Origin of the sequence: Flammeovirga sp. SubArs3, from assembly GCF_947387565.1 — a bacterium.
In the GTDB taxonomy this organism is placed as follows: domain Bacteria; phylum Bacteroidota; class Bacteroidia; order Cytophagales; family Flammeovirgaceae; genus Flammeovirga; species Flammeovirga agarivorans.
In genome coordinates this window covers 512,193-533,279 of sequence record NZ_CANDOA010000001.1, presented here as the reverse complement: position 1 = coordinate 533,279, position 21,087 = coordinate 512,193, and the positions used below count along the sequence as shown (strand labels likewise).

28 protein-coding genes are annotated in these 21,087 nt (G+C 31.9%); 20 read left to right on the top strand and 8 right to left on the bottom strand.

The features are described 5' to 3' along the window. The first annotated feature begins 1,121 nt into the window (after positions 1-1,121). The 4 genes from QL232_RS02095 to QL232_RS02080 all read left to right on the top strand — a co-directional run bounded on the left by QL232_RS02095 (position 1,122) and on the right by QL232_RS02080 (position 4,157). Positions 1,122-1,952, top strand: coding sequence for a helix-turn-helix domain-containing protein (locus tag QL232_RS02095; protein WP_168882314.1), 831 nt, complete (start codon positions 1,122-1,124; stop codon positions 1,950-1,952). A 14-nt stretch (positions 1,953-1,966) separates the two neighbouring features. Continuing rightward, positions 1,967-3,343: a ParB/Srx family N-terminal domain-containing protein gene (locus tag QL232_RS02090; protein ID WP_281612863.1), complete on the top strand. Its 1,377-nt coding sequence runs from the start codon at positions 1,967-1,969 to the stop codon at positions 3,341-3,343. 62 nt (positions 3,344-3,405) lie between these two features. Then, positions 3,406-3,933, top strand: coding sequence for a M15 family metallopeptidase (locus QL232_RS02085; RefSeq protein ID WP_281612862.1), 528 nt, complete (start codon positions 3,406-3,408; stop codon positions 3,931-3,933). A 92-nt stretch (positions 3,934-4,025) separates the two neighbouring features. Beyond that, positions 4,026-4,157 carry a hypothetical protein gene (locus QL232_RS02080; RefSeq protein WP_262889529.1) on the top strand — a complete coding sequence of 44 codons (132 nt, stop codon included), beginning with the start codon at positions 4,026-4,028 and terminating at the stop codon, positions 4,155-4,157. Between the two features lie 447 nt (positions 4,158-4,604). On the opposite strand, the gene QL232_RS02075 is transcribed toward QL232_RS02080, so the two are convergent. Then, the gene (locus QL232_RS02075) at positions 4,605-4,937 is read right to left on the bottom strand and encodes a hypothetical protein (RefSeq protein WP_281612861.1); all 333 of its coding nucleotides are present in this window, start codon (positions 4,935-4,937) and stop codon (positions 4,605-4,607) included. Between the two features lie 155 nt (positions 4,938-5,092). Between QL232_RS02075 and QL232_RS02070 the strand changes: the two genes are divergently transcribed. Then, positions 5,093-5,413: a hypothetical protein gene (locus tag QL232_RS02070; RefSeq protein WP_168882310.1), complete on the top strand. Its 321-nt coding sequence runs from the start codon at positions 5,093-5,095 to the stop codon at positions 5,411-5,413. 124 nt (positions 5,414-5,537) lie between these two features. Here the strand turns inward: QL232_RS02070 and QL232_RS02065 are convergent, their stop codons facing one another. Beyond that, a complete protein-coding gene (locus QL232_RS02065; RefSeq protein ID WP_281612860.1) occupies positions 5,538-5,753 on the bottom strand; it encodes a hypothetical protein in 216 nt (71 codons plus the stop codon). A 422-nt stretch (positions 5,754-6,175) separates the two neighbouring features. On the opposite strand from QL232_RS02065, the gene QL232_RS02060 reads away from it, so the two are divergent. From QL232_RS02060 to QL232_RS02035, 6 genes are all read left to right on the top strand, one after another. Beyond that, positions 6,176-6,604: an NUDIX hydrolase gene (locus tag QL232_RS02060; RefSeq protein WP_168882308.1), complete on the top strand. Its 429-nt coding sequence runs from the start codon at positions 6,176-6,178 to the stop codon at positions 6,602-6,604. 41 nt (positions 6,605-6,645) lie between these two features. Then, positions 6,646-6,927, top strand: a complete 282-nt coding sequence (locus QL232_RS02055) for a hypothetical protein (RefSeq protein WP_168882307.1) — start codon at positions 6,646-6,648, stop codon at positions 6,925-6,927. Next, a complete protein-coding gene (locus QL232_RS02050; RefSeq protein WP_281612859.1) occupies positions 6,927-8,594 on the top strand; it encodes a glycoside hydrolase family 3 N-terminal domain-containing protein in 1,668 nt (555 codons plus the stop codon). Before QL232_RS02055 ends, QL232_RS02050 begins: the two co-directional genes overlap by 1 nt. Further along, positions 8,595-9,041, top strand: coding sequence for a GNAT family N-acetyltransferase (locus QL232_RS02045; protein ID WP_281612858.1), 447 nt, complete (start codon positions 8,595-8,597; stop codon positions 9,039-9,041). It begins immediately after the preceding gene. A gap of 138 nt (positions 9,042-9,179) precedes the next feature. Then, the gene (locus QL232_RS02040) at positions 9,180-9,497 is read left to right on the top strand and encodes a hypothetical protein (protein WP_281612857.1); all 318 of its coding nucleotides are present in this window, start codon (positions 9,180-9,182) and stop codon (positions 9,495-9,497) included. Between the two features lie 220 nt (positions 9,498-9,717). Beyond that, positions 9,718-10,122 carry a DUF4345 family protein gene (locus tag QL232_RS02035; protein WP_281612856.1) on the top strand — a complete coding sequence of 135 codons (405 nt, stop codon included), beginning with the start codon at positions 9,718-9,720 and terminating at the stop codon, positions 10,120-10,122. 202 nt (positions 10,123-10,324) lie between these two features. Here the strand turns inward: QL232_RS02035 and QL232_RS02030 are convergent, their stop codons facing one another. From QL232_RS02030 to QL232_RS02020, 3 genes are all read right to left on the bottom strand, one after another. Continuing rightward, positions 10,325-11,290: a hypothetical protein gene (locus tag QL232_RS02030; protein ID WP_281612855.1), complete on the bottom strand. Its 966-nt coding sequence runs from the start codon at positions 11,288-11,290 to the stop codon at positions 10,325-10,327. 71 nt (positions 11,291-11,361) lie between these two features. Further along, positions 11,362-11,808, bottom strand: a complete 447-nt coding sequence (locus QL232_RS02025) for a hypothetical protein (RefSeq protein WP_168882301.1) — start codon at positions 11,806-11,808, stop codon at positions 11,362-11,364. A 206-nt stretch (positions 11,809-12,014) separates the two neighbouring features. Beyond that, the gene (locus tag QL232_RS02020) at positions 12,015-12,272 is read right to left on the bottom strand and encodes a hypothetical protein (RefSeq protein WP_281612854.1); all 258 of its coding nucleotides are present in this window, start codon (positions 12,270-12,272) and stop codon (positions 12,015-12,017) included. A gap of 276 nt (positions 12,273-12,548) precedes the next feature. Here QL232_RS02020 and QL232_RS02015 point away from each other — a divergent pair, with 276 nt between their 5' ends. Beyond that, positions 12,549-13,055 carry a hypothetical protein gene (locus QL232_RS02015; RefSeq protein ID WP_281612853.1) on the top strand — a complete coding sequence of 169 codons (507 nt, stop codon included), beginning with the start codon at positions 12,549-12,551 and terminating at the stop codon, positions 13,053-13,055. A 158-nt stretch (positions 13,056-13,213) separates the two neighbouring features. Continuing rightward, positions 13,214-13,777 (top strand): hypothetical protein, encoded by a 564-nt coding sequence (locus QL232_RS02010; RefSeq protein WP_281612852.1) that lies wholly within the window; start codon positions 13,214-13,216, stop codon positions 13,775-13,777. A 101-nt stretch (positions 13,778-13,878) separates the two neighbouring features. On the opposite strand, the gene QL232_RS02005 is transcribed toward QL232_RS02010, so the two are convergent. Next, positions 13,879-14,298 (bottom strand): hypothetical protein, encoded by a 420-nt coding sequence (locus QL232_RS02005; protein WP_168882298.1) that lies wholly within the window; start codon positions 14,296-14,298, stop codon positions 13,879-13,881. A gap of 195 nt (positions 14,299-14,493) precedes the next feature. After that, positions 14,494-15,078: a hypothetical protein gene (locus tag QL232_RS02000; protein WP_281612851.1), complete on the bottom strand. Its 585-nt coding sequence runs from the start codon at positions 15,076-15,078 to the stop codon at positions 14,494-14,496. A 453-nt stretch (positions 15,079-15,531) separates the two neighbouring features. Between QL232_RS02000 and QL232_RS01995 the strand changes: the two genes are divergently transcribed. The 7 genes from QL232_RS01995 (at position 15,532) to QL232_RS01965 (ending at position 19,653) form a co-directional block, all read left to right on the top strand. After that, the gene (locus QL232_RS01995) at positions 15,532-16,074 is read left to right on the top strand and encodes a hypothetical protein (RefSeq protein WP_168882296.1); all 543 of its coding nucleotides are present in this window, start codon (positions 15,532-15,534) and stop codon (positions 16,072-16,074) included. Positions 16,075-16,155: 81 nt separating this feature from the next. Beyond that, entirely contained in the window at positions 16,156-16,368 is a 213-nt protein-coding gene (locus QL232_RS01990) for a hypothetical protein (protein WP_168882295.1), read from the top strand. Positions 16,369-16,485: 117 nt separating this feature from the next. Further along, the gene (locus tag QL232_RS01985; protein WP_168882294.1) at positions 16,486-17,268 is read left to right on the top strand and encodes a HipA family kinase; all 783 of its coding nucleotides are present in this window, start codon (positions 16,486-16,488) and stop codon (positions 17,266-17,268) included. After that, positions 17,255-17,641 (top strand): DUF3037 domain-containing protein, encoded by a 387-nt coding sequence (locus tag QL232_RS01980; RefSeq protein WP_281612850.1) that lies wholly within the window; start codon positions 17,255-17,257, stop codon positions 17,639-17,641. The genes QL232_RS01985 and QL232_RS01980 overlap by 14 nt, the downstream gene beginning before the upstream one ends. A 249-nt stretch (positions 17,642-17,890) precedes the next feature. Beyond that, a complete protein-coding gene (locus QL232_RS01975; protein ID WP_281612849.1) occupies positions 17,891-18,337 on the top strand; it encodes a hypothetical protein in 447 nt (148 codons plus the stop codon). A gap of 117 nt (positions 18,338-18,454) precedes the next feature. Next, positions 18,455-18,751, top strand: a complete 297-nt coding sequence (locus QL232_RS01970) for a GNAT family N-acetyltransferase (RefSeq protein WP_281612848.1) — start codon at positions 18,455-18,457, stop codon at positions 18,749-18,751. A 182-nt stretch (positions 18,752-18,933) separates the two neighbouring features. Then, a complete protein-coding gene (locus QL232_RS01965) occupies positions 18,934-19,653 on the top strand; it encodes a DUF481 domain-containing protein (RefSeq protein ID WP_281612847.1) in 720 nt (239 codons plus the stop codon). A gap of 84 nt (positions 19,654-19,737) precedes the next feature. Here QL232_RS01965 and QL232_RS01960 read toward each other — a convergent pair whose 3' ends face one another. Further along, positions 19,738-20,961, bottom strand: coding sequence for a PatB family C-S lyase (locus QL232_RS01960; RefSeq protein WP_281612846.1), 1,224 nt, complete (start codon positions 20,959-20,961; stop codon positions 19,738-19,740). Positions 20,962-21,087 lie beyond the last annotated feature (126 nt).

The following is a 21,087-nucleotide window of genomic DNA, read 5'->3' as shown; positions in this document are numbered from 1 at the left end:
TACATATTTAAGTAAACCGTTACAGGTATAAGGCAAATAATACATATCAACAGCATAAATAATAACGAATATGTTCTCTATATACGGTAAACCTATACATTAGAAGTCATATTTCTACATTATTATGGTATATCTATACATATTCAGGAGGTAAATTCTCATATAACCATGAAAAGAACATGTATCGATAGTAATTAGCGGGAAAACTATACATGTTCAGGAGATCAAATACATAAACTATGTATTATCTGGTGAATTAATTAAGTTCAAAACTTATTATATAGCAAAAGATGTATCCATGAAACACAATTACGGTAATTCTATACATTTAAGGACTTACCAACACATAATACTGCGGTATATCTATACATAGTATTTAAATTTTATACATATTCTGATGATTCAATACACTCTTATTTCTATAGGAAGATTCAGGTATGTACATAAATTCTGGAATTGCACTTAAATGTATGGTATATCTATACATAATACTACGGTAAAACTATGCATATAAAGGACTTTCTTATACAGTTATATTACTTACAATACATCTAAAGAATTATAATACATCAATGAGCGGTATAACTATACATATGTATATGGTATATCTATACATTTTTATTCGGGAAATCTATACATACATAAAGCACTTTAATCTTTGATTTTCAGATAGTTATGTTACCCTATAAATAAACAAAGTATATACAATATTAAATAAATACCTATACCATTTTTATTTAATTTTTTAATATTATTTCTCTGTTTACTGTATAATTTCAATTAATGTGTATAGATATACCATAAATGATAGCTTTTCCTTCAATATTATGGTATATCAATACATTTTTAATAAAATAAATACTTCCGAATACGGTAAAACTATACATATATAAGGCTTATATACGGTATATCTATACATTAGAACAGAATTACATACACTTTTGAATCGATATGGTGTACTGTAAAATAATTATATGTATAGGTATACCGTACATTTCAAGGAATTTCGATACATAATTAATTATTTCAGTTAATCTTTAGTATAATTTTTATGGAATACTTGTACCATATTTACAAAATATATAGCTTTGTAACTATACAATAATATAACTTTTAAGACAATGATCGGAGATAACATCGTCAAACTTCGTAAAAAGAACAATATGCAGCAGAAAGAGTTAGCTCAGCTAATCGATATTTCTGTTCAAGGTCTTATCAAATGGGAAAAAGGTAAAGTAGAGATACCGTATTCAGGTTTATCTAAGATCTCTGATATCTTTCAGGTACCATTAGATTATATTGTCAAGGGAGAGCCTTCGAAAGTTATTTCATTTATTAACTCAAAAGGAGGAAATACTAAATCCTCTTTACTTCGTCAGATTGCTGTTGGTATCGCCACATTAAGACCTACTGCAAAAGTCTTGTGTATTGATACAGATCCACAACAAACTTTAATGATGTATGCTGAAAATGGTTCAGTAGATAACATTGATGTAATTGCTTTCGATTCTAACTCTATCGCTGTATCAGAGAAGTACCGCAAATTAATTGAAGACAATCAGTACAATTATGATTATATCCTTGTTGATACAGCAGGGTATGTAGCTGTTACTGATTTATTGACAAGTATTATTGCGAATTCTGATGTCATTGTACCTATCACTCTAAATGAAACAGCTTTGGGGCCAACCATTTCGAGTATCAGTAACATTGCAGATGTTAGAGATTCATTGGATCTGCCAACTAAAATTATTGGTATTAGAAATCGTGTCAACAGAACAGTAAAAGAATCAAAGATGCCTTTCGAACTAAATGGTTATTTAGGTCTTACTTTGTTAAATTCTTTCTTACCGGATGCAATTAGATACCAAAGAGATACTAACTTTGACCAGTTAAATCCAACTGATGAAGTAAAAGCAGTAGTAAAAGAGCTTTTACCCGTGATTGATTAATAAGATTAAAGCCCATGCTCAATTTAGATAAGTTTAAAAAGAAAGAAGAAGAAAAACATAAGCAGGGGATGACCTCTCTCCGCGAGAAAGAATCTTCTGAAAAACTAACACAAGTAGATTATAAATCTCCTGGATCTTTCCATATTGAACCAGAATACAGAGAACTCATCAGAAAACAAACTGCCGATGAGGCTCAGAATTTTGAGAAATCAATTAAAGAAGAAGGAGTACGTGAACCTATTTTATATTGGACTCATACATTAAGAGATGATTCTGGTAAAGCTAGAGTAGTTCATACTGTAGTAGATGGTCACCATAGATGTGAAGCTGCCATCAAATTAGGTTTAGAATATGTTCCTAGTAAAGAGTTGAAGTTCAATTCTCATAATGATGTGAGAATATGGATGCTTAGAAACCAATTAGGTCGAAGAAATATCGGTGATGCTGAAAAGATTACCATTGCACTACAACTCACAGAATTTTTAGGTGTTGAAGCAAAAGAACGAAAGAAACGTCAAGTTGAATCGTTTAATAAAGGGCAAAAAAAACAGACTGAAGCAAAGGCTAAAGTTAAAGAAGAGGTAAAAGAAAAGAGTGAAGACGAATTAGAACTTCAAGCTTTTAAAGATACCTTAAATATGGATCCTAGTGGCAGAATTAATAGAGCAGAAGAAGCTGCAAAAATTGCAGGTGTTTCTACTAAGAATGTGACTAAGATGAAAAAGATCATCGAAAAAGGTGGCGAGAATATTGTCAGATCGGTGATCGATGGAGATTTATCTATCCATAAGGCTTGGACTGATATTCGAGCTTCTGAAAAAGATGAAAAAGGAAAGAGCAAGGTAAAGGCAAAACCTTCAAAAGCGGCATTAACCCCAAAGGTAATTCAATCACTTTTACAAACTTCTGGAGTTGTAAAAGCAATTGGAAAAGTAGGTTATGCTTTTCGTTATCAAGATGAGGCTTTTGATGCCATTCAACTAAATGAATTATCATTTAAGCAGCATAACGATTTTAATATTCGTTTTGTTGAAGATGGGAAAGAGGTACGCCAAAGTAAGAATATCGAAGCGGTTCAGTTTGTAAAATTAAATAGCCAAGATATTTTCCCTTTAATCATAGGATATCAATATATATCTACTGCCGATGATTTAAAGTATATTTCTTCTTTAAATGAATTGGCTACATTCTGTCATAAATTTTATGTTGTTGTAAATGTAGATCTTGCAAAAGAAGCTATTGCACAAGTAAAATCAGAAAATATGGTAGTTGGTGTAATTACTATAGATAAAGAACATAAAGTAGAAGTTGTTCATGAAAGTCATTATATAATGATTGAGGAACATAAAGAACTTCAAATGATGAGAGAAGGGATTTATAGACAACTATAGTTCCTTACTTGTAATTAGCCACCCTGCGATATTCTAGAATAGGGTGGCTTTTTATTTTTTATATGAAAGCATTCATAAAATATTCAACCTTCACCATAGTAATTTTAGTGGTTACTATTATTTCTTCCTATTTATATGCCCCCAAATGGACCTATGTAAAAGCTAGAACTGCATTGGTATGGATAATGACCCATACGGTGAGCAGTCAGCCGTATGCAACACCAAATGGTATTCATCCTTTATTAGAAAAGAAGCTGAACCTTTTAATTGAGAAGTCAAGGAAAGAAGGTATCAATATTAGATTGGTCAGGGGTTTTAGAGACTTAGATACTCAAGCAAAGCTTTATGCACAAGGACGAACAGCTCCCGGAGGGATTGTCACTAATGCAATTCCTGGATTATCGTATCATAATTATGGTTGGGCGATCGATGTATGTCCAGTAGAAAATGGAGCATTGAACTGGAATTCCAAACACTGGAATAGGGTAGGTGAACTAGGAGAGGAGTGTGGTTTAAAATGGGGAGGAAGATGGACAAGACTAGTGGATAAACCTCATTTTCAACTCAAAATTTCTGATATTATTTTTTAAATCATTCATCTCTGTTAAATCTTATTGATATTCCATAGTAAACTTTTTATTCCTCGATTTCGTATTTATAAGTACACTAAATGGAAAATTTTATGAACTCAAGCTCTATTTCACATCCTATTAAAGGACGTTTCAAGAAAGGAACAAGTTTAGGTGATCTTATTAGAAAAGGAGTATCACAAGATGAAATCCGACGAAAATTAGGATTACAAAGAAAGAATTAAAAAATACATATTCATATATATAGCATTCATTAATGGATGCTTTTTTTATGCCCAAAATACTATAATAGTCATATTTTAAAATCATATAAATAAAAAAAGAATCCATGCAAAACATAGATTCTTTTCCTCTTAATAAACTAAACTAACAAACAAACTTCCAACTAATTTATCTTTTAAAAAGCCTTTATTATCAGCTTTTTGTGTCTTTCTTTTTTGATAATACTAATTAGCACCTTTTTTTTCATGACAACAAATATATCATAGATAGAAATGAATATTTCAAAAATCTTAATATGATAAAATTAGAAAAGTACAATTATTAAGTGTATTGTGTTATGGGTTTTTATAATTCAGGTTTATATGACTGATGAGGTAACTATATTGCTTCAATAGAAAAAGGCACTTGAATTTCTTCAAATGCCTTTTAATTATTCTTTTAGAATCTTTTCAATTAACAAGTTTCTGTTTTGTCTTTCTTAGAATGATTCTGTTCATAGAGTCCTTTTGCTCTGTTTCCAACTCGTAAACAAATTGAAGGTTCTGTGCAAAATTGTCTTCGTCAAACCGAATCTTGTTGTAATGTTCGATATGCAGTTTAAAATTATCCAACGTTCTTTGAAATTTTGATTGTTGGATGTAGTCGCTTTTAAAGGTGATTTCACCTCCTTCTTTTGCTATAATTTCGACGCCAGGAACACCATAAAGTAGTTTTCTTTTTTCCTGAGCAAACGAACAAATAGAAAAAATTGTAAGTAAAAGAAAAATAGTCGAAGCTTTCATAAAAAAAATTGGGGTTTGTTTATAAATGTAAAATTATAAAAAAATCTATACTTATCTATCTTCTGCTAAACTATATTAAATCCTGATAGGCTTATCATAGGTGATCTTTTACTTATATTGCGGCGTATACGAGATTATAATTTAATAAACGAAAAATGAGAAAGATACTACTGGGTATTGCTTTAATAGGGTTAACATTTGGTTGTAACCAAAAAAAAGAAGAACCAAAATCCCTTGCTGAATTACAAGCACAGTATGATAAAAATGTAGAGGAAATCTCTTCATTAGTAGATGTGATCACAATAGAAACTTTACAACAGGATTCTGTCTATCTTACAAAGTTGACAAATGGTTTCTTAGCTAATAACAAATTCAATGATATTCATAATAAAACAGAAGCAGATACAATGGAATATCTAAGATTTGTATTACTGCTTCAAGAACAACAATTAGAACATTTACACTCTAAATATTAATAGAGTATTAAGTGTTAGAGGAAGATATGGTTGTCGTATTTTTAGACAGTACTTTTCCAATATATACTCATTAAAAAAGCCACATCCTTAAATGTGGCTTTTTTAATTTATATGAATTAACTTCTTATGATAACAACCTTTCGATTCTTACTTCCGCTTTTTCTATACTAGTAAAGGCTTCATTTTTTTGAATAACATCTCCTTTTATATTTCTAAGTTCATACTTAGAATGCTGTAAATAGCAAGGGTAATCTAAAGCGATTTCTCCTTTCTCAGAAGAGTAAATGACACGATCTCCAAAAGGATTACTTTGATAAGTTTTGTTGATTTTACTGTTCATCTTTTTAGTATTTATCTACACTATACTTTAACGATAATTTTACTTTAGCGAAGTAGTTATTTGTAATTGTTATAACGTTTTTGACAAAGAATGAATGTGTATATAAATAAAAAGAACCATCATAAAATGAAGGTTCTTTTCCTCTTAATAAACTAAACTAACAAACAAACTTCCAACTAATTTATCTTTAAAAACAACGTGTGTTAATGTGTTGTTTATTGATTATTCTTCTTTGATGATTTCAAGAAGCATCAATTTTGATCAGTTCACAAATTTAAAAATCAAAAAAAATGGCATTAGTTGAATGTTCATACAAGAAAATTTAAATAGTGCTATTTAGTTTTGTGTATTCATTCGGTTTTGGCAAATTTACCAAAATCGAAATATTAAGGAATCGTTCATAATGTTATAAGAAGAAAGTGATGGATAGACCTAAAGTAGGAGTTGGTGTTATTATTCTGAATAAAGAAGGTAAGGTACTTATAGGAAAGAGAAAAGGGAGCCATGCTCCTTATTATTCAATTCCAGGAGGGCATCTAGAAAATGGTGAGACATTTGAAGAGGCTGCGATAAAAGAAGTGGAAGAAGAAACCGGTTTACACATTGAACACCCAGAGGTAATTAGTGTAACCAACAATCTAAAAACATACAAAGAATTTCATACGCATTATATCTCTGTGATTTTACTCGTTAAAGATTTCGTTGGAGAACCTAAAATTATGGAACCAGACAAATGCGAATCTTGGGGATGGTATACTCCTACTAATTTACCATTACCTCATTTTGATGCCAGTGAAATGGGAATTCAGTGTTATTTGAAGAACTCATTCTATCTGAAAGATCACAGCTAAATTTATTAACTTAGTCCAAAGAGATAAACCCTAGATCACAAATGTTAAGAAAAAAGAAGATAACAGGAAAGGCATTACTTCCTAAGAAGAAATCAAAAGCAGATCAATTAAGAAATCAAGGTAAAGATTTAATTTCAGTGAAATTCGATCGTCTTTCAAAAACGAAACCTAATCTAAAGTTAGAGCAACGACTTGGTGAAGAAATAAGAGCCTACCTTACTAGAAGAAGAAAAAATAACTTTCCTGTAGAAGAGAAAATGCTTAAATCTTATATCTCACAAATTAAAGCGAGACTATTAAAAGAAGTTACTTCTGATAAATAATGAAACCAGAATTTTTAAAACATATATCGGATGATTGGGTATTAAAGACCTTATCATCTATGAGCCTAAAACAAAAAGTCGGACAGTTATTTCAAGTGGCGGCTTTTTCGAATAGAGGAGAGGAGCACAAAAACGAGATCTTATCTTTGATCGAAAACTTTCATTTAGGTGGACTTACTTTTTTTCAGGGTAGCATTGATCAACAGATTGAGCTAACCAAGTTATACCAACAAAAAAGTGTAGTACCACTGTTTATAAATATGGACGCAGAGTGGGGAATAGGTATGCGATTATCTGATGGTTTATCTTTTCCTTATCAAATGACATTAGGTGCTATCCAGGATGATCAACTCATTTATGATATGGGTAAAAAGGTTGCTCAACAATGTAAGGCGTTAGGAGTCTCTTCTCCTTTGGCACCTGTAGTTGATGTCAATAATAATCCATCCAATCCAGTTATTAATTATCGTTCTTTTGGAGAGAATAAAGAAAATGTAGCCCGAAAAGGTATAGCTTACATGAAAGGGTTACAATCAGAAAATATTCTAGATAATGCCAAACATTTTCCAGGTCATGGTGATACTGCAACGGATTCCCATTTAGAGTTACCACAATTGAATCATTCTAATGAACGGTTACACCATATCGAACTGTATCCTTTTAAAAAATTAATAGAAGAAGGATTAAGTAGTATCATGACTGCTCACTTGCAAATTCCTGTTTGGGATGATGCAGATAATATGCCGACCACTGTTTCATCTAAAATTATAAAAGATATTCTAACAGAGGAGTTACAGTTTGAAGGATTACTAATTACAGACGCGATGGATATGCAAGGCATCACCAACCATTATAAAAATGGAGAAGCCGATTTGAAAGCAATTTTAGCGGGTAATCATATTATTACAAACAGTTGTGATGTAGCAGCAGGAGTACAATGTATTTTAGATAGTATCTCATCTGGTAAATTATCAATTTCTCTACTAGATGATGCTGTAACAAAAATTCTGGCTATGAAACGTTGGGTGGGTTTACAGAATTTACATACGATCAATTATTCTTCTGCACTGCATCAAGAGGATGTCGAAGCCAAAAAACTAACTCAAAAATTATTTGATCAGGCATTAACACAATTGGGTAAACCTTTAGCTGTCGACTTTTCTAAAAAAGTAGCTTACCTCAATTTACAAATTGAAAGTAAAACAACAAGTACTAGAGATAATGTTGCACATCACTTAAAGGAAATCAAGAAAAAGAAAGAAGATATTTTAGTTGATGGTTTAGATACTTTAGGTGCAACTATTTTCAAATGGAAAGAAAGTGATTCCATTGAAAGTCTACAAACAACTATCAATACTCTACAAGAATTCGATCATATTATTGTCAGCCTTCATGGTATTAATATCAAACCGTTCAATCATTTTGATATTCCTACTGTGATTAGAGAAAGACTATTTTTGGAGTTACCTTCCGAAAGAATAACCTATTTACACCTTGGCAATGTTTATGGACTTGATGAAATAAAAGGTTATGATCGTATCAAATCAATTTTAGTTACCTATCAAGATTCACCATATGCTCAGAAGAGTATTATGAAAGCCTTTAAGAAGGAATTATCACCAATAGGTCAATTACCAGTTTCAATACAACATTATTCAACGCCTTAAATGCAAGAATCACTTCAATTTAAATTTATAGAGACTACAGATGTATTCTATCAAGCTGGGGTAGATATTAGGATAGATTGTTTCTTCAAAAATATGCCTGAGGCACATAGTCTGATCAACGATGCTTTTGAACATGAAAGTATACATCTTGTTTGTCTAAATTCTGAGAATACAGTTTTAGGAACTGGCAGACTTCATCAAGTGGAAAACACAGCTGTGATATCTCAAATGGCGATCCATGAAGATTACCAAAGAAAGGGTATTGGACAAGCTATATTATTGCAGCTTATGGCTAAATCAAAATCACTTGATATTGAGAGAATAGAATTAAGTGCAAGAGAAACAGCTTTAGACTTTTATGCAAAACATGGCTTCCTTACTGAAGGAAATAAATACCCCTCATTAAAAACAGGAATCATTCATCAGAAGATGTACTTAGCTCTTTAATTGATAAATAAATCCACATGTTAAAAAAATAAACAAATAATTTGTGTAAAATATAATCAATGATTAAATTTGTAACATATAGAAAATAAAGTAGTTGTATTCACAAGGTGATGATCATCTTTTAGATATTTAATAGTTATGAAAAATTTATTGATTTCTTTTCTTACAGTAGTATTATTTTGTTTAACAACATCTGCAGTGCCAGTAGGTTATAATGTAGAGAATGATAATAGAGCATTATTATCTCATGTTCCAAAAACAAATAAAGTAGTTGTAAATAGCTATGTAATAAATGTTGGCCGTGGTGCTACATTTTTTGGCATTTCTAAAAAGCTTTCTGAAGTGTCTGGAAAAAAATGGTCTTGGGATCTAGTAGATAAAGTACAGCAAAGCCATCAGCAAAAATATTATGGAGAGGTGTTAAAGCCTCAACAAAAATTTTCAGTATCTCTTTAAATTTTCTTCCTTTTCATGGTGACATTTTTTTGTTTACGGTATTAGTAAATGTAGATAGATAATATGTTTAAGTTGATTAGGTAGAAAATAAGATATTGAAAGAAGAACTCATTTTGGGTTCTTTTTTTATTTTATTTACTTTTTTGAAAATACCCCTGACATACCCTTGTCATAAGCCATTTCTACTTTTGTGTTATCACAAACTTAAAACATAAACGAAATGGAAATTTTTAAAATTGTAGTTCTTTCTTTATCTGGTGCTTTATTAATTTTTGGAGGTATCATGAGAGTGTTTAATCCCATCAAATCGTATTGTCTAAAATCCTATTCCGATAATCCTAACTTACAGTTGGAAGGAGAAGAAGATATTTTTAATGAAATGAGAGGTGGAGGTGCTGTAACTGTTATCGGAGGCTTGTTTGTACTTTTAGGTGTGTTCGTTTCATCAATGGAGCTTTCATCAATTATGGTTGCTATTGTTTTGTATTTAGGCTTTGCCACAGGTCGACTCTTAAGTATTGGCTTAGATGGTAAACCCAATCCACAGATTATTCAAGGAACTATGGCCGAATTATTATTTGGAGTGCTTAATGTTATATCCTTAATCAGTATCCTTTTTAGCTAGCGGATAACTACCCTTCTTGGATGTATTTTGGGATAAATTATTTTTTTCAAAAAATAATGGGAAGAAGGGGTGACATTTTTTACTTCATGTTATAATAAGATGAAGTTAGAGAATAATAAGATAGTATTTAATTAGGTATATTGATAGAAAGGAGAACTCAATTTGGGTTCTCTTTTTGTATTCCTAGAGCTCACAGATGACGCTAATAAAGGATCTTATAAATGGCTTTCTTTAGTTGATGAATCGCATTAATATGTATCGGTAAGTGATTCCATTCTAAAGCTGGAAATGTTACCTTTTTTACACCAAAACCTTCAAAATACGGTCGGACATGCATACTGTAATCATCTAGACTATTTTCTTTGATATAGGCACCGAAATGAAAGGTAAGTGGCTTATCACTATTGTCTTTCATAATCTTGGAGAGAATATACATTCTTCCATTACGTTTTCTTTGTTGCTCATCGGCACTATTGAGAAAGTATTGTAATTTATTTTGATGCCTAAAGAAGAATGCTGCAGCATCTTCTTTATCCTCATATCTAGTATAATACAATTTTCCTTTTCCTTTCTCAATACTTGTTGCGATTAATTGAGGAATGATAGTTTCAGCATCTTTGATATTTACATCTCCAATTCTTGGTATGGTATGTTTGATAAATAGTTGTACCAATGCTGTAGGATTATCAGAAGAATACATATTTTGATGGTACTTCTTTGCCCTTTTATAATTCGTCTTTTTATCCTTACTAAACTGAGCATATATTTCCTTCCAGTTCTTATTAAGGTCTATAGTTACATCTTCATAGAAAACAGAATTTCCAAAGTTGTTATGCTGATTACCTATATAACTGATGCAGTATCGTACTTCTTGTTGTATCAGTTGAAGTGCATTTGAAAAAAGCTGTTCTGAAGAAGCTACAGTAGAGAAATATCCTAATTCAGGACAGTAGACAGGCATCTGAATATAATAGTAATTGAGCTTCTTCTTTATGGGAAAGGGCATCACCCATACATATTTACCCTTTTCTTCGACGATAACTGCCCACCAATCTTCTGTTGTAATATCCAAGTACCATGAAAAAGCGAAAATAGTAGACTGCGATGACTGCTCAATACACTCATCCCATTGCTCTACATTGATTTCATCTCTTCTTTTTAGTAACATACAAAAACTCTTGAATTCTGGTGTAAATATACACTTTCCTCCAAGAGCTTATCTATCTATTGTAAGTAATTTTATTCTTCTGTAATGACCTTTACCCATTCACCTGATCTCCGGTCTTTTTGATAAGAAACAATGTCTATAGTTTTACCATCACTTTTGTTGTAGCTTGCATGTAACTTGATCTTACTATCGATGATAAAATAGATATTACATATTTCTCTTGTAATCTCATAATCATAAATCACTAAGCTAGAGATTTCATTCTTTAAATACAGTTCAATCTCTCCGGTAGTATAATTATAAAAATAAGATACTTTTCCTTCCTGATTATACCCCATATATGGTTCAAGCACTTTTATGGCTTTATCACCAGCAAACGTATCATCCTCAATTTTCATCAATTTATTAGACGATAAATCTTTGATATTTATGTTTTTGATTTCATGATTGAAGGGACCAATTTGTGCAAAGGCACTATAGTTAATAATCAGCAGTAGTAAGGTTATTAATAATCTCATTGATATAAACTTCAGTTGAAGTGTAGTTAATTGGGTATTTTTTCTTTGGGTGCATTTTTCTCAATGCTTTAATAATTTATCTCTTTTTTTCTTGAACTCAAAAAAAACATCCCAAAAATGCTTTCGGAATGTTTTTATTTGGATGATCGATTTAACGATTTCATTGATGTAAATGCTTTTAGGTAGCTCGCTACCTTTAACAAATACTAGGCATCAGATTTCTTTCTTCGTTTTCTTTTTGATGATTCTAACAAAGGAGCAATCTGATCGTTCATTTCTTTATAAGTGATAATGTGCTCTATTTTACCTCCCTCAGGAAGCGCTTCACCAATATCATACTTGAAACTACTCAATCTAGAACAGATATTACCTGTTGTGGAAGCTAGATATTGTCTGCTTGCATTAAGGTCTTGCTGTGTATCGAATAACAAGATATAATTCTTTTGGTTAATCGTGATTTCCATATCAGTTTTGGGTTAATTTTATATGGTAATGAGAAGATGAGATTAATTATTAGGTGCCGCAGTCAAGCCATCTTTTTCCTTGCTGCATATTCTACTAAATTAATTGTAATTTATACAATTTCATATTTTTTGATGTTAAAAAATTGACAATTAATGGTTTATGTAATTTGTGTAGCAAGAAAGATATTTTTTAAACAGGATAAAAGATTTGGTTACCTACATGAAATCAATGGCTTTTTAGTATCTTCAGCACTTCACCATTAATCAATTTTTAGAATGTCTGAATTACCATATTCATCAATTCCTCCCTTACCAAAAGAAATCAGTAGTACCCATGTTATCGCCAGAATGATAGACGGTTTAGGCTTCCGTTATTATTGGGCAACAGAAGGACTCACAGAAAAAGAAATAGACTTTAGACCAGAAAAAGATAGTCGCAATATGCTCGAACTGTTAGGTCATATTTATCACCTTGCTTTTGCTGCCAACAATGTTTTAGGTGGACATATGAAAAAGAAAACAGATTTATCTACTTACGAAGAATTTAGAGCAGAAACCTTATATCTATACAAAGACCTAAGTGATAGGCTAAAAGTAATGCCTGATGAAGAGCTAGAAAATTATAATTATATGGGAGCATCTCAGAGCTTTCCATTTTGGTATTTACTGAACGGACAGATTGCAGATGCTCTTACTCATGTGGGGCAAGTAGTAAGTTGGAGACGTATTTCTGGAAATCCTCAACCTAAAGGTGTGAATGTTTTCCTTGGAAAAAAAAGTTAAAGCAAATTCTTGTAATTTTAATACAAATAAATTTTAATATAATAAGTAACGTTGTTTCTTTTTTGTACTTTTGTCCTGTTATCATTAAAGAACAATATATGATTGTTTACCCACCTTAATGATCATTTGGTGTATTATCTATTTTAAAATTTAAGAAAATGAAAAAATTTATTTACTCAGTTTTAGTATTAGTTGTTTTTGGAAGTTGTGATAAAGAGGAAGCATTCCTTAGGGAAGATGCTGTAAACCAAGTATTGTACGAAACACATGGTGAAATTGATGAAGAGACAGGACTCGGAGAGTTTATACAAACAGAATTTCACTTAAAAGGTAATGGGTCCTTTATTAAAATTTCTTATAGAGAGACACACACTGAAAAGCCTATTTACAATTACGAAACATATGAGTACGATACAATGATAGTCGATTATTATACTTTTGAAGAAACTTCAGGTATATATAAATCCTATGAAAGTGCCTCACCTGAAAATCGCAATCCGGTTATTGATATCTATGAAAAAAATAAGACTTTTGAAACTAAAGAACGTGAGTATCTTCATTATGAATATGCTCCGACATTAGAATATTCAGAGACGGAGAATGATGATTGGGAAAATTCTTTCTCTATTAATCCACTTGAAACTGATAAACCAAGTGGTTTAGATATTAGAAATGAGTTTGATAACTTAGTTTCTCATACTCCAGAGTTAATAGAGGAATAGATAGTTTTTGTATTTTGAATGGTTGATATTTAGATCATAATATTATCCTTATATAAAATCAGTATTTGGTTTAATCGTTAAGGGTAATAAGGCCTAATCAACTACAAGTGCTTTTGCTGATAAGACACAATAGCATGGGTCACTTTTCCCCATACTTGTACCTGACTTTTGGAAAAAGTATGGGGAGAAGTCCAGAACCCATTTTTTCCCATTCGAAGTACTCTAAACTCATTATTATACCATCCTATAAAAAATTCATGGATGCGAATATCTGTTCCTTTAGAAACGACAATAAAGTCTCCTTTCTGGAAACGCCATTCAGGAACGGTACGCTGCATTCTACAGAAGAAAGTATTGTATCCTCTGTTGATTATGTCATCGGCAGACACATCATCCTTAGCATATTCTTGAGCAGGTGATGGAAAACCACTTGCTTGAAAATGTTCTTCTTTAAACCTCTTTTTTTCTTCTTCATTCAAGTTGTCAAATTCCTCAGGAGAGGAGATATCAAATTCACTCATCTTAATTTACGATTGTATTAGACCATAATTAATTAAAGTAGCATTTGTCTAGGGGAACCAATCATACTACAAAGGTAAATATAAATGATAAAAATATGAACATTTAATGTTTAATAAATTATCAATAAGTGGTAATAACGAAGAAAATCAATAGTATAAAAAAAGAGACCCGTTATTTAGGTCTCAGAAAATGATTTATTTTTTTACGATAGCTTCTTCACTAAAAGAGGTTTCTTCTTCTTCTCTATCTTTCATATTCTTCTTGTTAAACTGTTTGCGATAAGCCTTATATTCATCACGGTGTTCTCGCCACTCTTTTCCGCTCATAACATACGCTTTGTCGACGGTCTTATCTCTTTTTAGTGCCTGAATAGTAGGTAGTGGGGCTACAATCAGAAAATAAGGGTTTAAAAGTGTCAGTGTCCATGAAGAAGCCGCAAATAGAGTCGACATTCTTGCTTTTCTATATCTTTTGGTGTTTTCATAAAATAAAGCGTCTTCGGGAACTTCCGACATAGCAACGCTATCACCATATACTTTATGCACTTTATCAGCAGCCATTAAAGTCGATACTTTAATACTGTCATAATCGGCCACTTTTTGTTTCTTTAATTTGGTAACTGGAACAACAACGGAATCACCATCCACATAAAATGTAACGTTATCCAATTGATTGGGAGCTTTTATTGATGAGGCAACAGCTTGAACAACAATAACAAGTTGAGCTTGTGCGATGAATGAACTGAACAGTAGAAGCGAAATTATTATAATCTTTTTCATAGTATTTTTTTGTCTCTCACTTACTAATATCCTAAGAGGTATAATGTCACCAATGATGTTCAAAAAACTTATTTGATCGCGATAAGGAGAAAAATGACTAGAAAAAGGATGTATGATTTTCTATGATATTGATAATAAGGAAGGTAATCCAGCTGTTTTTTAGGAAATAATAAGGTAAGATAGGTCTAAAAGATTTGTCTATTAACAAAAAAACCCCTTCATTGCAAAGCAGTGAAGGGGAGTCAATGTTTTATAGATACTTAATATCTATGATTCTTTACCCAACACAAAAGTATAATAATTATTTTATTAAATTTGTGAATGAACTTTAACAACTAGTTTAAATAGTAAAAAACAGGTAAGTCAACTTATATTTTAAGATTATTTGATAAAATGTATAGTTGCATCCCGAACAAACTCGTATAACTAGATCTCATTTAAATAAAAATTAACATGTTACGTAGTAGTATCTTTTCTTTGATTCTAGCACTAAGTATTACCTCCTGCTCTTCCTCTAAAAAAGGATATGTAGACCATAATAAGCCTGAAACGGTAAAATGGTTGAAAAGTGGTGATGCTCGATATGCCAATAAACGTGATGGAAATTACGTTAAGGGAGACATGTCAGATCAGAGATATCAAGAAATCATTGCCGAGATGGTAATGAACAATATTCCAACTCAACCACTATTAATTCAAATTTCTGGAAAAGGAATGGTAGAGTATTTTGAGACACATGGTTTTAAAATACAGAGATACGAAGGTAGAATACAGCTGAAAGACGCTGAGAGATATAAAATCTATCCAGATATTGAATTAAAATTAGACTTTGAGCCGCTAACAACAGATTACCCTACAATATATGCTGACCTAAGTTACATAGATCAAAAAATTTGGGTACATCTTATTAGAGATGCAGGTTTTAGAGTTACTGTAGCCAACGAACAAGAATTGGCGTTCAAGCTGCCCAGAAAAACCGTAAAAGATTCAAAGTAGGGTTGTGTAAAGTATATTAAAACAGTAAATTGATGTATCAATCAATTCCTCTTGATAAGAGACTTTTTAATATACGATAAGATGAAAAGACTAGACTATTACACTTCGAGTATAGTGTATTGTGGATTGTTATTTTTTGCGGATAAACTGATGAACATATATGACCAAGGTGAAAAATTGCTATCAGATACTTTTGCCTATTGGTTTACCCTTGTGATATTACTTTTAGCTACATGCGTTGTTGTTGGATTATGCTGTTACAGTGTAATTAGAGGTATCCTATCTTCAATGTAACTTTTGGTAATTTTTCGAAAAAATATTCTGTATCTCCTAAATGTTTGTGATGAAATATTTATTTTGAATAACACTCATGAAAGTATATCGTATGAGTGAAATTTTTGATAGATAAATATGTACAACAGAGAGATCAGAACTGTAAATATGACAAGGTATGTAACTCCTCTTAGAGAAGGAGGGTCATTACCTGCTATTGTAGAATGTGATGACGGTTTCGACTATGTCATTAAGTTCAGAGGAGCTGGCCAAGGTGTCAAAGCATTAATTGCTGAATTGTTGGGTGGTGAGATGGCTAGACAGTTGGACCTAAACATGCCGGAATTAGTCTTTATACATTTAGTAGATACTTTTAGTAAATCGGAAGGGGACGAGGAAATTCAAGACTTATTAAAGTTTTCTGAAGGGCTCAACTTAGGTATGAGTTACTTAAGCGGAGCAATTACTTATGATCCTCTAGTATCTATTGCTGATCCTTTGGCTGCATCTAAAGTGGTGTTATTGGATAGTATTATCACAAACATTGATAGAACACACCGGAATACAAATTTATTGAATTGGAACAAAGCTCTGTGGGTTATTGATCATGGTGCTAGTTTATATTTCCATCACTCATGGGAAGGATGGAAAGACCATGCTCAGCGAAAGTTTCCAATGATCAAAGACCATGTTTTATTGGCTAAGGCAGCTAGGTTAGAAGATGCAAAATCTATAATCAAAGAAAAATTAACTCCCGATATTATAGAAGGAATTGTAAATTTGCTGCCTGATGATTGGTTGTCGGAGGCTTCTATTGATGCCACTCCTGAAGAAAGGAGAGCGGTGTACAAGGAATTTTTGAACACCAGAATAGAAAATATTGATGTGTTAACTAAAGAAGCCATCGATGCAAGAGGATAAGTTTGTATATGAATATGCGATAATTCGTTTTGTTCCAAAAGTGGAGCGAGAGGAATTTATGAATGTAGGAGTAATAATGTTTTGTAAGGCAAAGCGCTTTATTAAAATCAAATATCATATTAATGAGCAATTATTTGAGGCTTTTGCTCCTGACATAGCCATAGAAGAAGTGCGTTCTTACCTGAAGGCATGGGAAGAGGTATGTATAGGAGGAAAACATGGAGGTGTGATTGGTGAACAAGATGTGCCGAGTCGTTTTCGTTGGCTAACAGCAACAAGATCAACATTATTACAAAGCTCTAAAGTACACCCAGGAATGTGCGTGGCACCAGAAAATATTTTGGAGCAGCTGTATGATAAATATGTAAAGTAAAAAATATAAAGATAGTAGATACAAAGGGAGGTAGAAATACGTCCCTTTTTTTATGTAGTTAAGGAAGCTAGATAATGAAAGTGTGACTTTTTAGGTTTATTGAATCTATTACCAAAAACTAATTAAAGTCTATTCAAAACGTACTATTAATGGGGTTAGAAGATTAAAAATCAAATCTTTAAAAGTAAACACTCAGTAAAATAGAAGGTACATTCACCTAACAATCAATCAAAATAATCAACAACACAAATGGAAACACTAGCACATTATTTATCAATAATAATAATGAGTGCTTTTAAATTCGAATTGGGTCCTTTTATGGCATTAAAAGAAGGTTTGTCAGTATATGAATCCATTATTTTATGTTTTACAGGAATGATGGCTATGGTGATTCTATTGGCCTATGGAGGATCTTACATTAAAGAAAAATTTAAGAGTAGACCGAAGAAGAAAAAGAGAAAAATCTTCACGAAGAAAAATCGACTGATCGTAAAAATTTGGAGAAAAGATGGGATAAAAGGTGTAGCATTTCTTACACCGATTCTTTTTGGACCTCCGTTAGGAATGATCATCATACTAACATTAGGAGCAGACAAAAGGCAAATCATAAAGTACATGTTTATTAGTGCAGTTATGTGGTCTGCAGTGATCAATATCTCATTATTTTATTTTAGTACATATATTCATGCCCTATAAAAGAAAAGTGGTGGTTTGCAGTTGAATCAGACCATCACTTATTATAGTTCTACCAATTATTATCCTTAAATTAGATCAACACCTAAAAGGTTATCAGTACTTTAACACCTACCCAAAATGGAAAATCAATTAATCAATAATCAAGAAAGAAAACGTTACGAATACCATGTTGATGGTCATATTGCATTTATAGATTACCTGATTGCTCGAGGTAATATTTACTTAACGCATACTGAGGTTCCTCGATCTTTAGGGGGAAGAGGAATAGGAAAAAAATTGGTGTTAGATGTATTGACTGAAATTAAAGAGAAAACCGAATATAAATTGGTCCCTTTATGTCCATTTGTAGCGGCATATATCAAGAAAAACCCGGAGTGGAAAGAAATTCTTTCAGAAACAGTCAATATAGGATAAGGCTTAAAAAAAACTCATTGGAACTCTTGTATCCTCTCATTTTTATCGAATAAAGTAAATTTTTAGACTAAAAAGTTGATAAAACTAAAATTCTTCTATACTATTGTATATACATTAGTTGTTGTAACAATATATTTTTTAATTTAATTAATGTATATACAATAATATTATATTAAACAAAAATGAAAACATTACTACTCTCTTTTATCATACTATTTAGCATGACCGCTTTTTCTCAAGAGTTAGATACCTTGAAATGGAACAATAGAGTGTCGTTAATTGGAAGACATCAATCTGGAAATTTAAATCAGTACAGTATTATGCCTACACTACGATCGACCTTACATAATTCCAAAATATATGTAGAACTAGATGTGAATTATCAGTATATAAAAGTGGAAGAGTTTGAGGTGGTCAATGATTTTTGGGTAAGTGGTTTGATGCAATACGGACATCAACAGAAAATATATCCTGTTGTATATGGTTTGAATGGTTTTGCCCAATCATACCATATAGATAAATCCTCTTTTTTAGGTGGGGGTATGGGTTGGAATGTACTAAAACAAAAGCCCAATACTTATTTGCAGTTGCATGTGATGGCAGGGTACTTGAATTTTCAGTTTACCGAAACACCATTGCATGAAGCATTTAGTTGGAGTGCTTCTGCTAGAGCAAGATTTCCAATATCAAAGCTATTTCAAGTAGAATGGGAAGTGCTGACTTATCAATCGACAAAAGATACAGATTATAGAGGGCTGGGTAATTTATTAGTATTAAATTTTATGGTAAATAAATGGTTAGGGCTCAACATAAGACATCAAATATATTATAACCATAAAGAGGTTCCATTAACTGAAAACTTAAATTCGGTAGCTTATTTTGGACTTAATGTTCAATGGTAGTTTGTAGGATGATATATAGGAGAGTAAATAAAAAAGGAGAACGATTGTAATTGAAATCGTTCTCCTTTCTTCATTATATATTAGTTAGCAAGAACAGCAACCTTTACTTGCTTCTTTTTTTAATTCAGTAAGTTGATCCCTTTCATCAATGGCCTTTTTTAAACGATAAAAAGCATCTTGTAAAGTAGCTAAAGGAGATGCAATGTTCATTCTCATAAATTGTCCATGTTGTTCTCCAAACCAATTACCAGGGGTTAGTGCGAGTTTTGCTTTATCAACAACTAAATGTTGTAGTATTTCATCGGAAAGTTTCAGAGAGCTAAAATCTAACCAAATCTGATACGTTCCTTCTGGTTGGAAAAGTGTGACAGCAGGCAACTCATTTGAAACAAACTCTTTGATCCATTGATTGGATTGTTCTAGATAACCCAATAATTCGTTGAGCCACGCTTCCCCTTTAGTGTAAGCGGCAATTGTTCCGTAAGCCGATAAAATATTGCCATGATCTAAATACATACCACCGATAATTGATTTTAATTGCTGGCGAACGTCTTCATTGGGAACATATAAATAACCATTCGAGATACTGTGCATACCAAATGTTTTAGCAGGAGAACCAATCACTGCAATATGCTTTTGTAAAGTATCTACAGAGGCAATACTATTAAATTTTGAAGTAGAAAAAGTGATATCAGAGTGAATTTCATCACTAATAATTGTTACCCCATATTGATTTGCAAGATGGTTCAATTGCATCATTTCTTCTTTGGTCCATACGCGTCCAACAGGGTTGTGAGGGTTACAAAGAATCATCAGTTTCACCTTCTCTGACTTGAACTTCTGCTCTAGATCTTCGAAGTCGATGAAATACTTCCCATCTTGAATTTTAAGAGGGTTTTCTACAACAGTTCTATTGGCAGACTTTATTAATTTAAAGAACTGATGGTATACTGGTGTCTGTACAAGTACGCCATCTCCTTCTTGTGATAATTCTCTGACAAGTATAGAAATACCAGTTAACACACCAGGAACTTGGAGAAAAGAGGAAGTATCAAGTTGTAATTGATGTCTTTTGAGGTTCCAATCGGAAATGGCTTGCACAACATCTTTTTCAATAAATTCATAACTGTACACCCCTCTATCCACTAAACGTTTCAGTTCCTCAGAAATAGGTGCAGCGATTTTGAATTCCATATCTGCAATCCATAATGGAGCAAGATCTGTTCTTCCGAACATGGATTCCAAGTAATTAGGATTGCTCTTTGCGAAGTGGTTCTCTACAGCTTGTGTCTGATCAAATAAACTCATCTTTATTGCTATTTTTTATTTACGCTAAACAGAAAATGAAGTGAAGAAGAGTAGATAAAACGTATCTATTCAGTATTTATCTCTTCATTTTAAGGCCTTTATTACTAAAAACACCCTATAGACGCT

What these genes read in the sequence shown, in the direction of transcription:
- QL232_RS02095 (WP_168882314.1), top strand. Translation starts at nt 1,122, where the DNA reads ATGATCGGAGATAACATCGTCAAACTTCGTAAAAAGAACAATATGCAG.
- QL232_RS02090 (WP_281612863.1), top strand. Translation starts at nt 1,967, where the DNA reads ATGCTCAATTTAGATAAGTTTAAAAAGAAAGAAGAAGAAAAACATAAG.
- QL232_RS02085 (WP_281612862.1), top strand. Translation starts at nt 3,406, where the DNA reads ATGAAAGCATTCATAAAATATTCAACCTTCACCATAGTAATTTTAGTG.
- QL232_RS02080 (WP_262889529.1), top strand. Translation starts at nt 4,026, where the DNA reads ATGAACTCAAGCTCTATTTCACATCCTATTAAAGGACGTTTCAAGAAA.
- QL232_RS02075 (WP_281612861.1), bottom strand. Translation starts at nt 4,937, where the DNA reads ATGAAAGCTTCGACTATTTTTCTTTTACTTACAATTTTTTCTATTTGT.
- QL232_RS02070 (WP_168882310.1), top strand. Translation starts at nt 5,093, where the DNA reads ATGAGAAAGATACTACTGGGTATTGCTTTAATAGGGTTAACATTTGGT.
- QL232_RS02065 (WP_281612860.1), bottom strand. Translation starts at nt 5,753, where the DNA reads ATGAACAGTAAAATCAACAAAACTTATCAAAGTAATCCTTTTGGAGAT.
- QL232_RS02060 (WP_168882308.1), top strand. Translation starts at nt 6,176, where the DNA reads ATGGATAGACCTAAAGTAGGAGTTGGTGTTATTATTCTGAATAAAGAA.
- QL232_RS02055 (WP_168882307.1), top strand. Translation starts at nt 6,646, where the DNA reads ATGTTAAGAAAAAAGAAGATAACAGGAAAGGCATTACTTCCTAAGAAG.
- QL232_RS02050 (WP_281612859.1), top strand. Translation starts at nt 6,927, where the DNA reads ATGAAACCAGAATTTTTAAAACATATATCGGATGATTGGGTATTAAAG.
- QL232_RS02045 (WP_281612858.1), top strand. Translation starts at nt 8,595, where the DNA reads ATGCAAGAATCACTTCAATTTAAATTTATAGAGACTACAGATGTATTC.
- QL232_RS02040 (WP_281612857.1), top strand. Translation starts at nt 9,180, where the DNA reads ATGAAAAATTTATTGATTTCTTTTCTTACAGTAGTATTATTTTGTTTA.
- QL232_RS02035 (WP_281612856.1), top strand. Translation starts at nt 9,718, where the DNA reads ATGGAAATTTTTAAAATTGTAGTTCTTTCTTTATCTGGTGCTTTATTA.
- QL232_RS02030 (WP_281612855.1), bottom strand. Translation starts at nt 11,290, where the DNA reads ATGTTACTAAAAAGAAGAGATGAAATCAATGTAGAGCAATGGGATGAG.
- QL232_RS02025 (WP_168882301.1), bottom strand. Translation starts at nt 11,808, where the DNA reads ATGAGATTATTAATAACCTTACTACTGCTGATTATTAACTATAGTGCC.
- QL232_RS02020 (WP_281612854.1), bottom strand. Translation starts at nt 12,272, where the DNA reads ATGGAAATCACGATTAACCAAAAGAATTATATCTTGTTATTCGATACA.
- QL232_RS02015 (WP_281612853.1), top strand. Translation starts at nt 12,549, where the DNA reads ATGTCTGAATTACCATATTCATCAATTCCTCCCTTACCAAAAGAAATC.
- QL232_RS02010 (WP_281612852.1), top strand. Translation starts at nt 13,214, where the DNA reads ATGAAAAAATTTATTTACTCAGTTTTAGTATTAGTTGTTTTTGGAAGT.
- QL232_RS02005 (WP_168882298.1), bottom strand. Translation starts at nt 14,298, where the DNA reads ATGAGTGAATTTGATATCTCCTCTCCTGAGGAATTTGACAACTTGAAT.
- QL232_RS02000 (WP_281612851.1), bottom strand. Translation starts at nt 15,078, where the DNA reads ATGAAAAAGATTATAATAATTTCGCTTCTACTGTTCAGTTCATTCATC.
- QL232_RS01995 (WP_168882296.1), top strand. Translation starts at nt 15,532, where the DNA reads ATGTTACGTAGTAGTATCTTTTCTTTGATTCTAGCACTAAGTATTACC.
- QL232_RS01990 (WP_168882295.1), top strand. Translation starts at nt 16,156, where the DNA reads ATGAAAAGACTAGACTATTACACTTCGAGTATAGTGTATTGTGGATTG.
- QL232_RS01985 (WP_168882294.1), top strand. Translation starts at nt 16,486, where the DNA reads ATGTACAACAGAGAGATCAGAACTGTAAATATGACAAGGTATGTAACT.
- QL232_RS01980 (WP_281612850.1), top strand. Translation starts at nt 17,255, where the DNA reads ATGCAAGAGGATAAGTTTGTATATGAATATGCGATAATTCGTTTTGTT.
- QL232_RS01975 (WP_281612849.1), top strand. Translation starts at nt 17,891, where the DNA reads ATGGAAACACTAGCACATTATTTATCAATAATAATAATGAGTGCTTTT.
- QL232_RS01970 (WP_281612848.1), top strand. Translation starts at nt 18,455, where the DNA reads ATGGAAAATCAATTAATCAATAATCAAGAAAGAAAACGTTACGAATAC.
- QL232_RS01965 (WP_281612847.1), top strand. Translation starts at nt 18,934, where the DNA reads ATGAAAACATTACTACTCTCTTTTATCATACTATTTAGCATGACCGCT.
- QL232_RS01960 (WP_281612846.1), bottom strand. Translation starts at nt 20,961, where the DNA reads ATGAGTTTATTTGATCAGACACAAGCTGTAGAGAACCACTTCGCAAAG.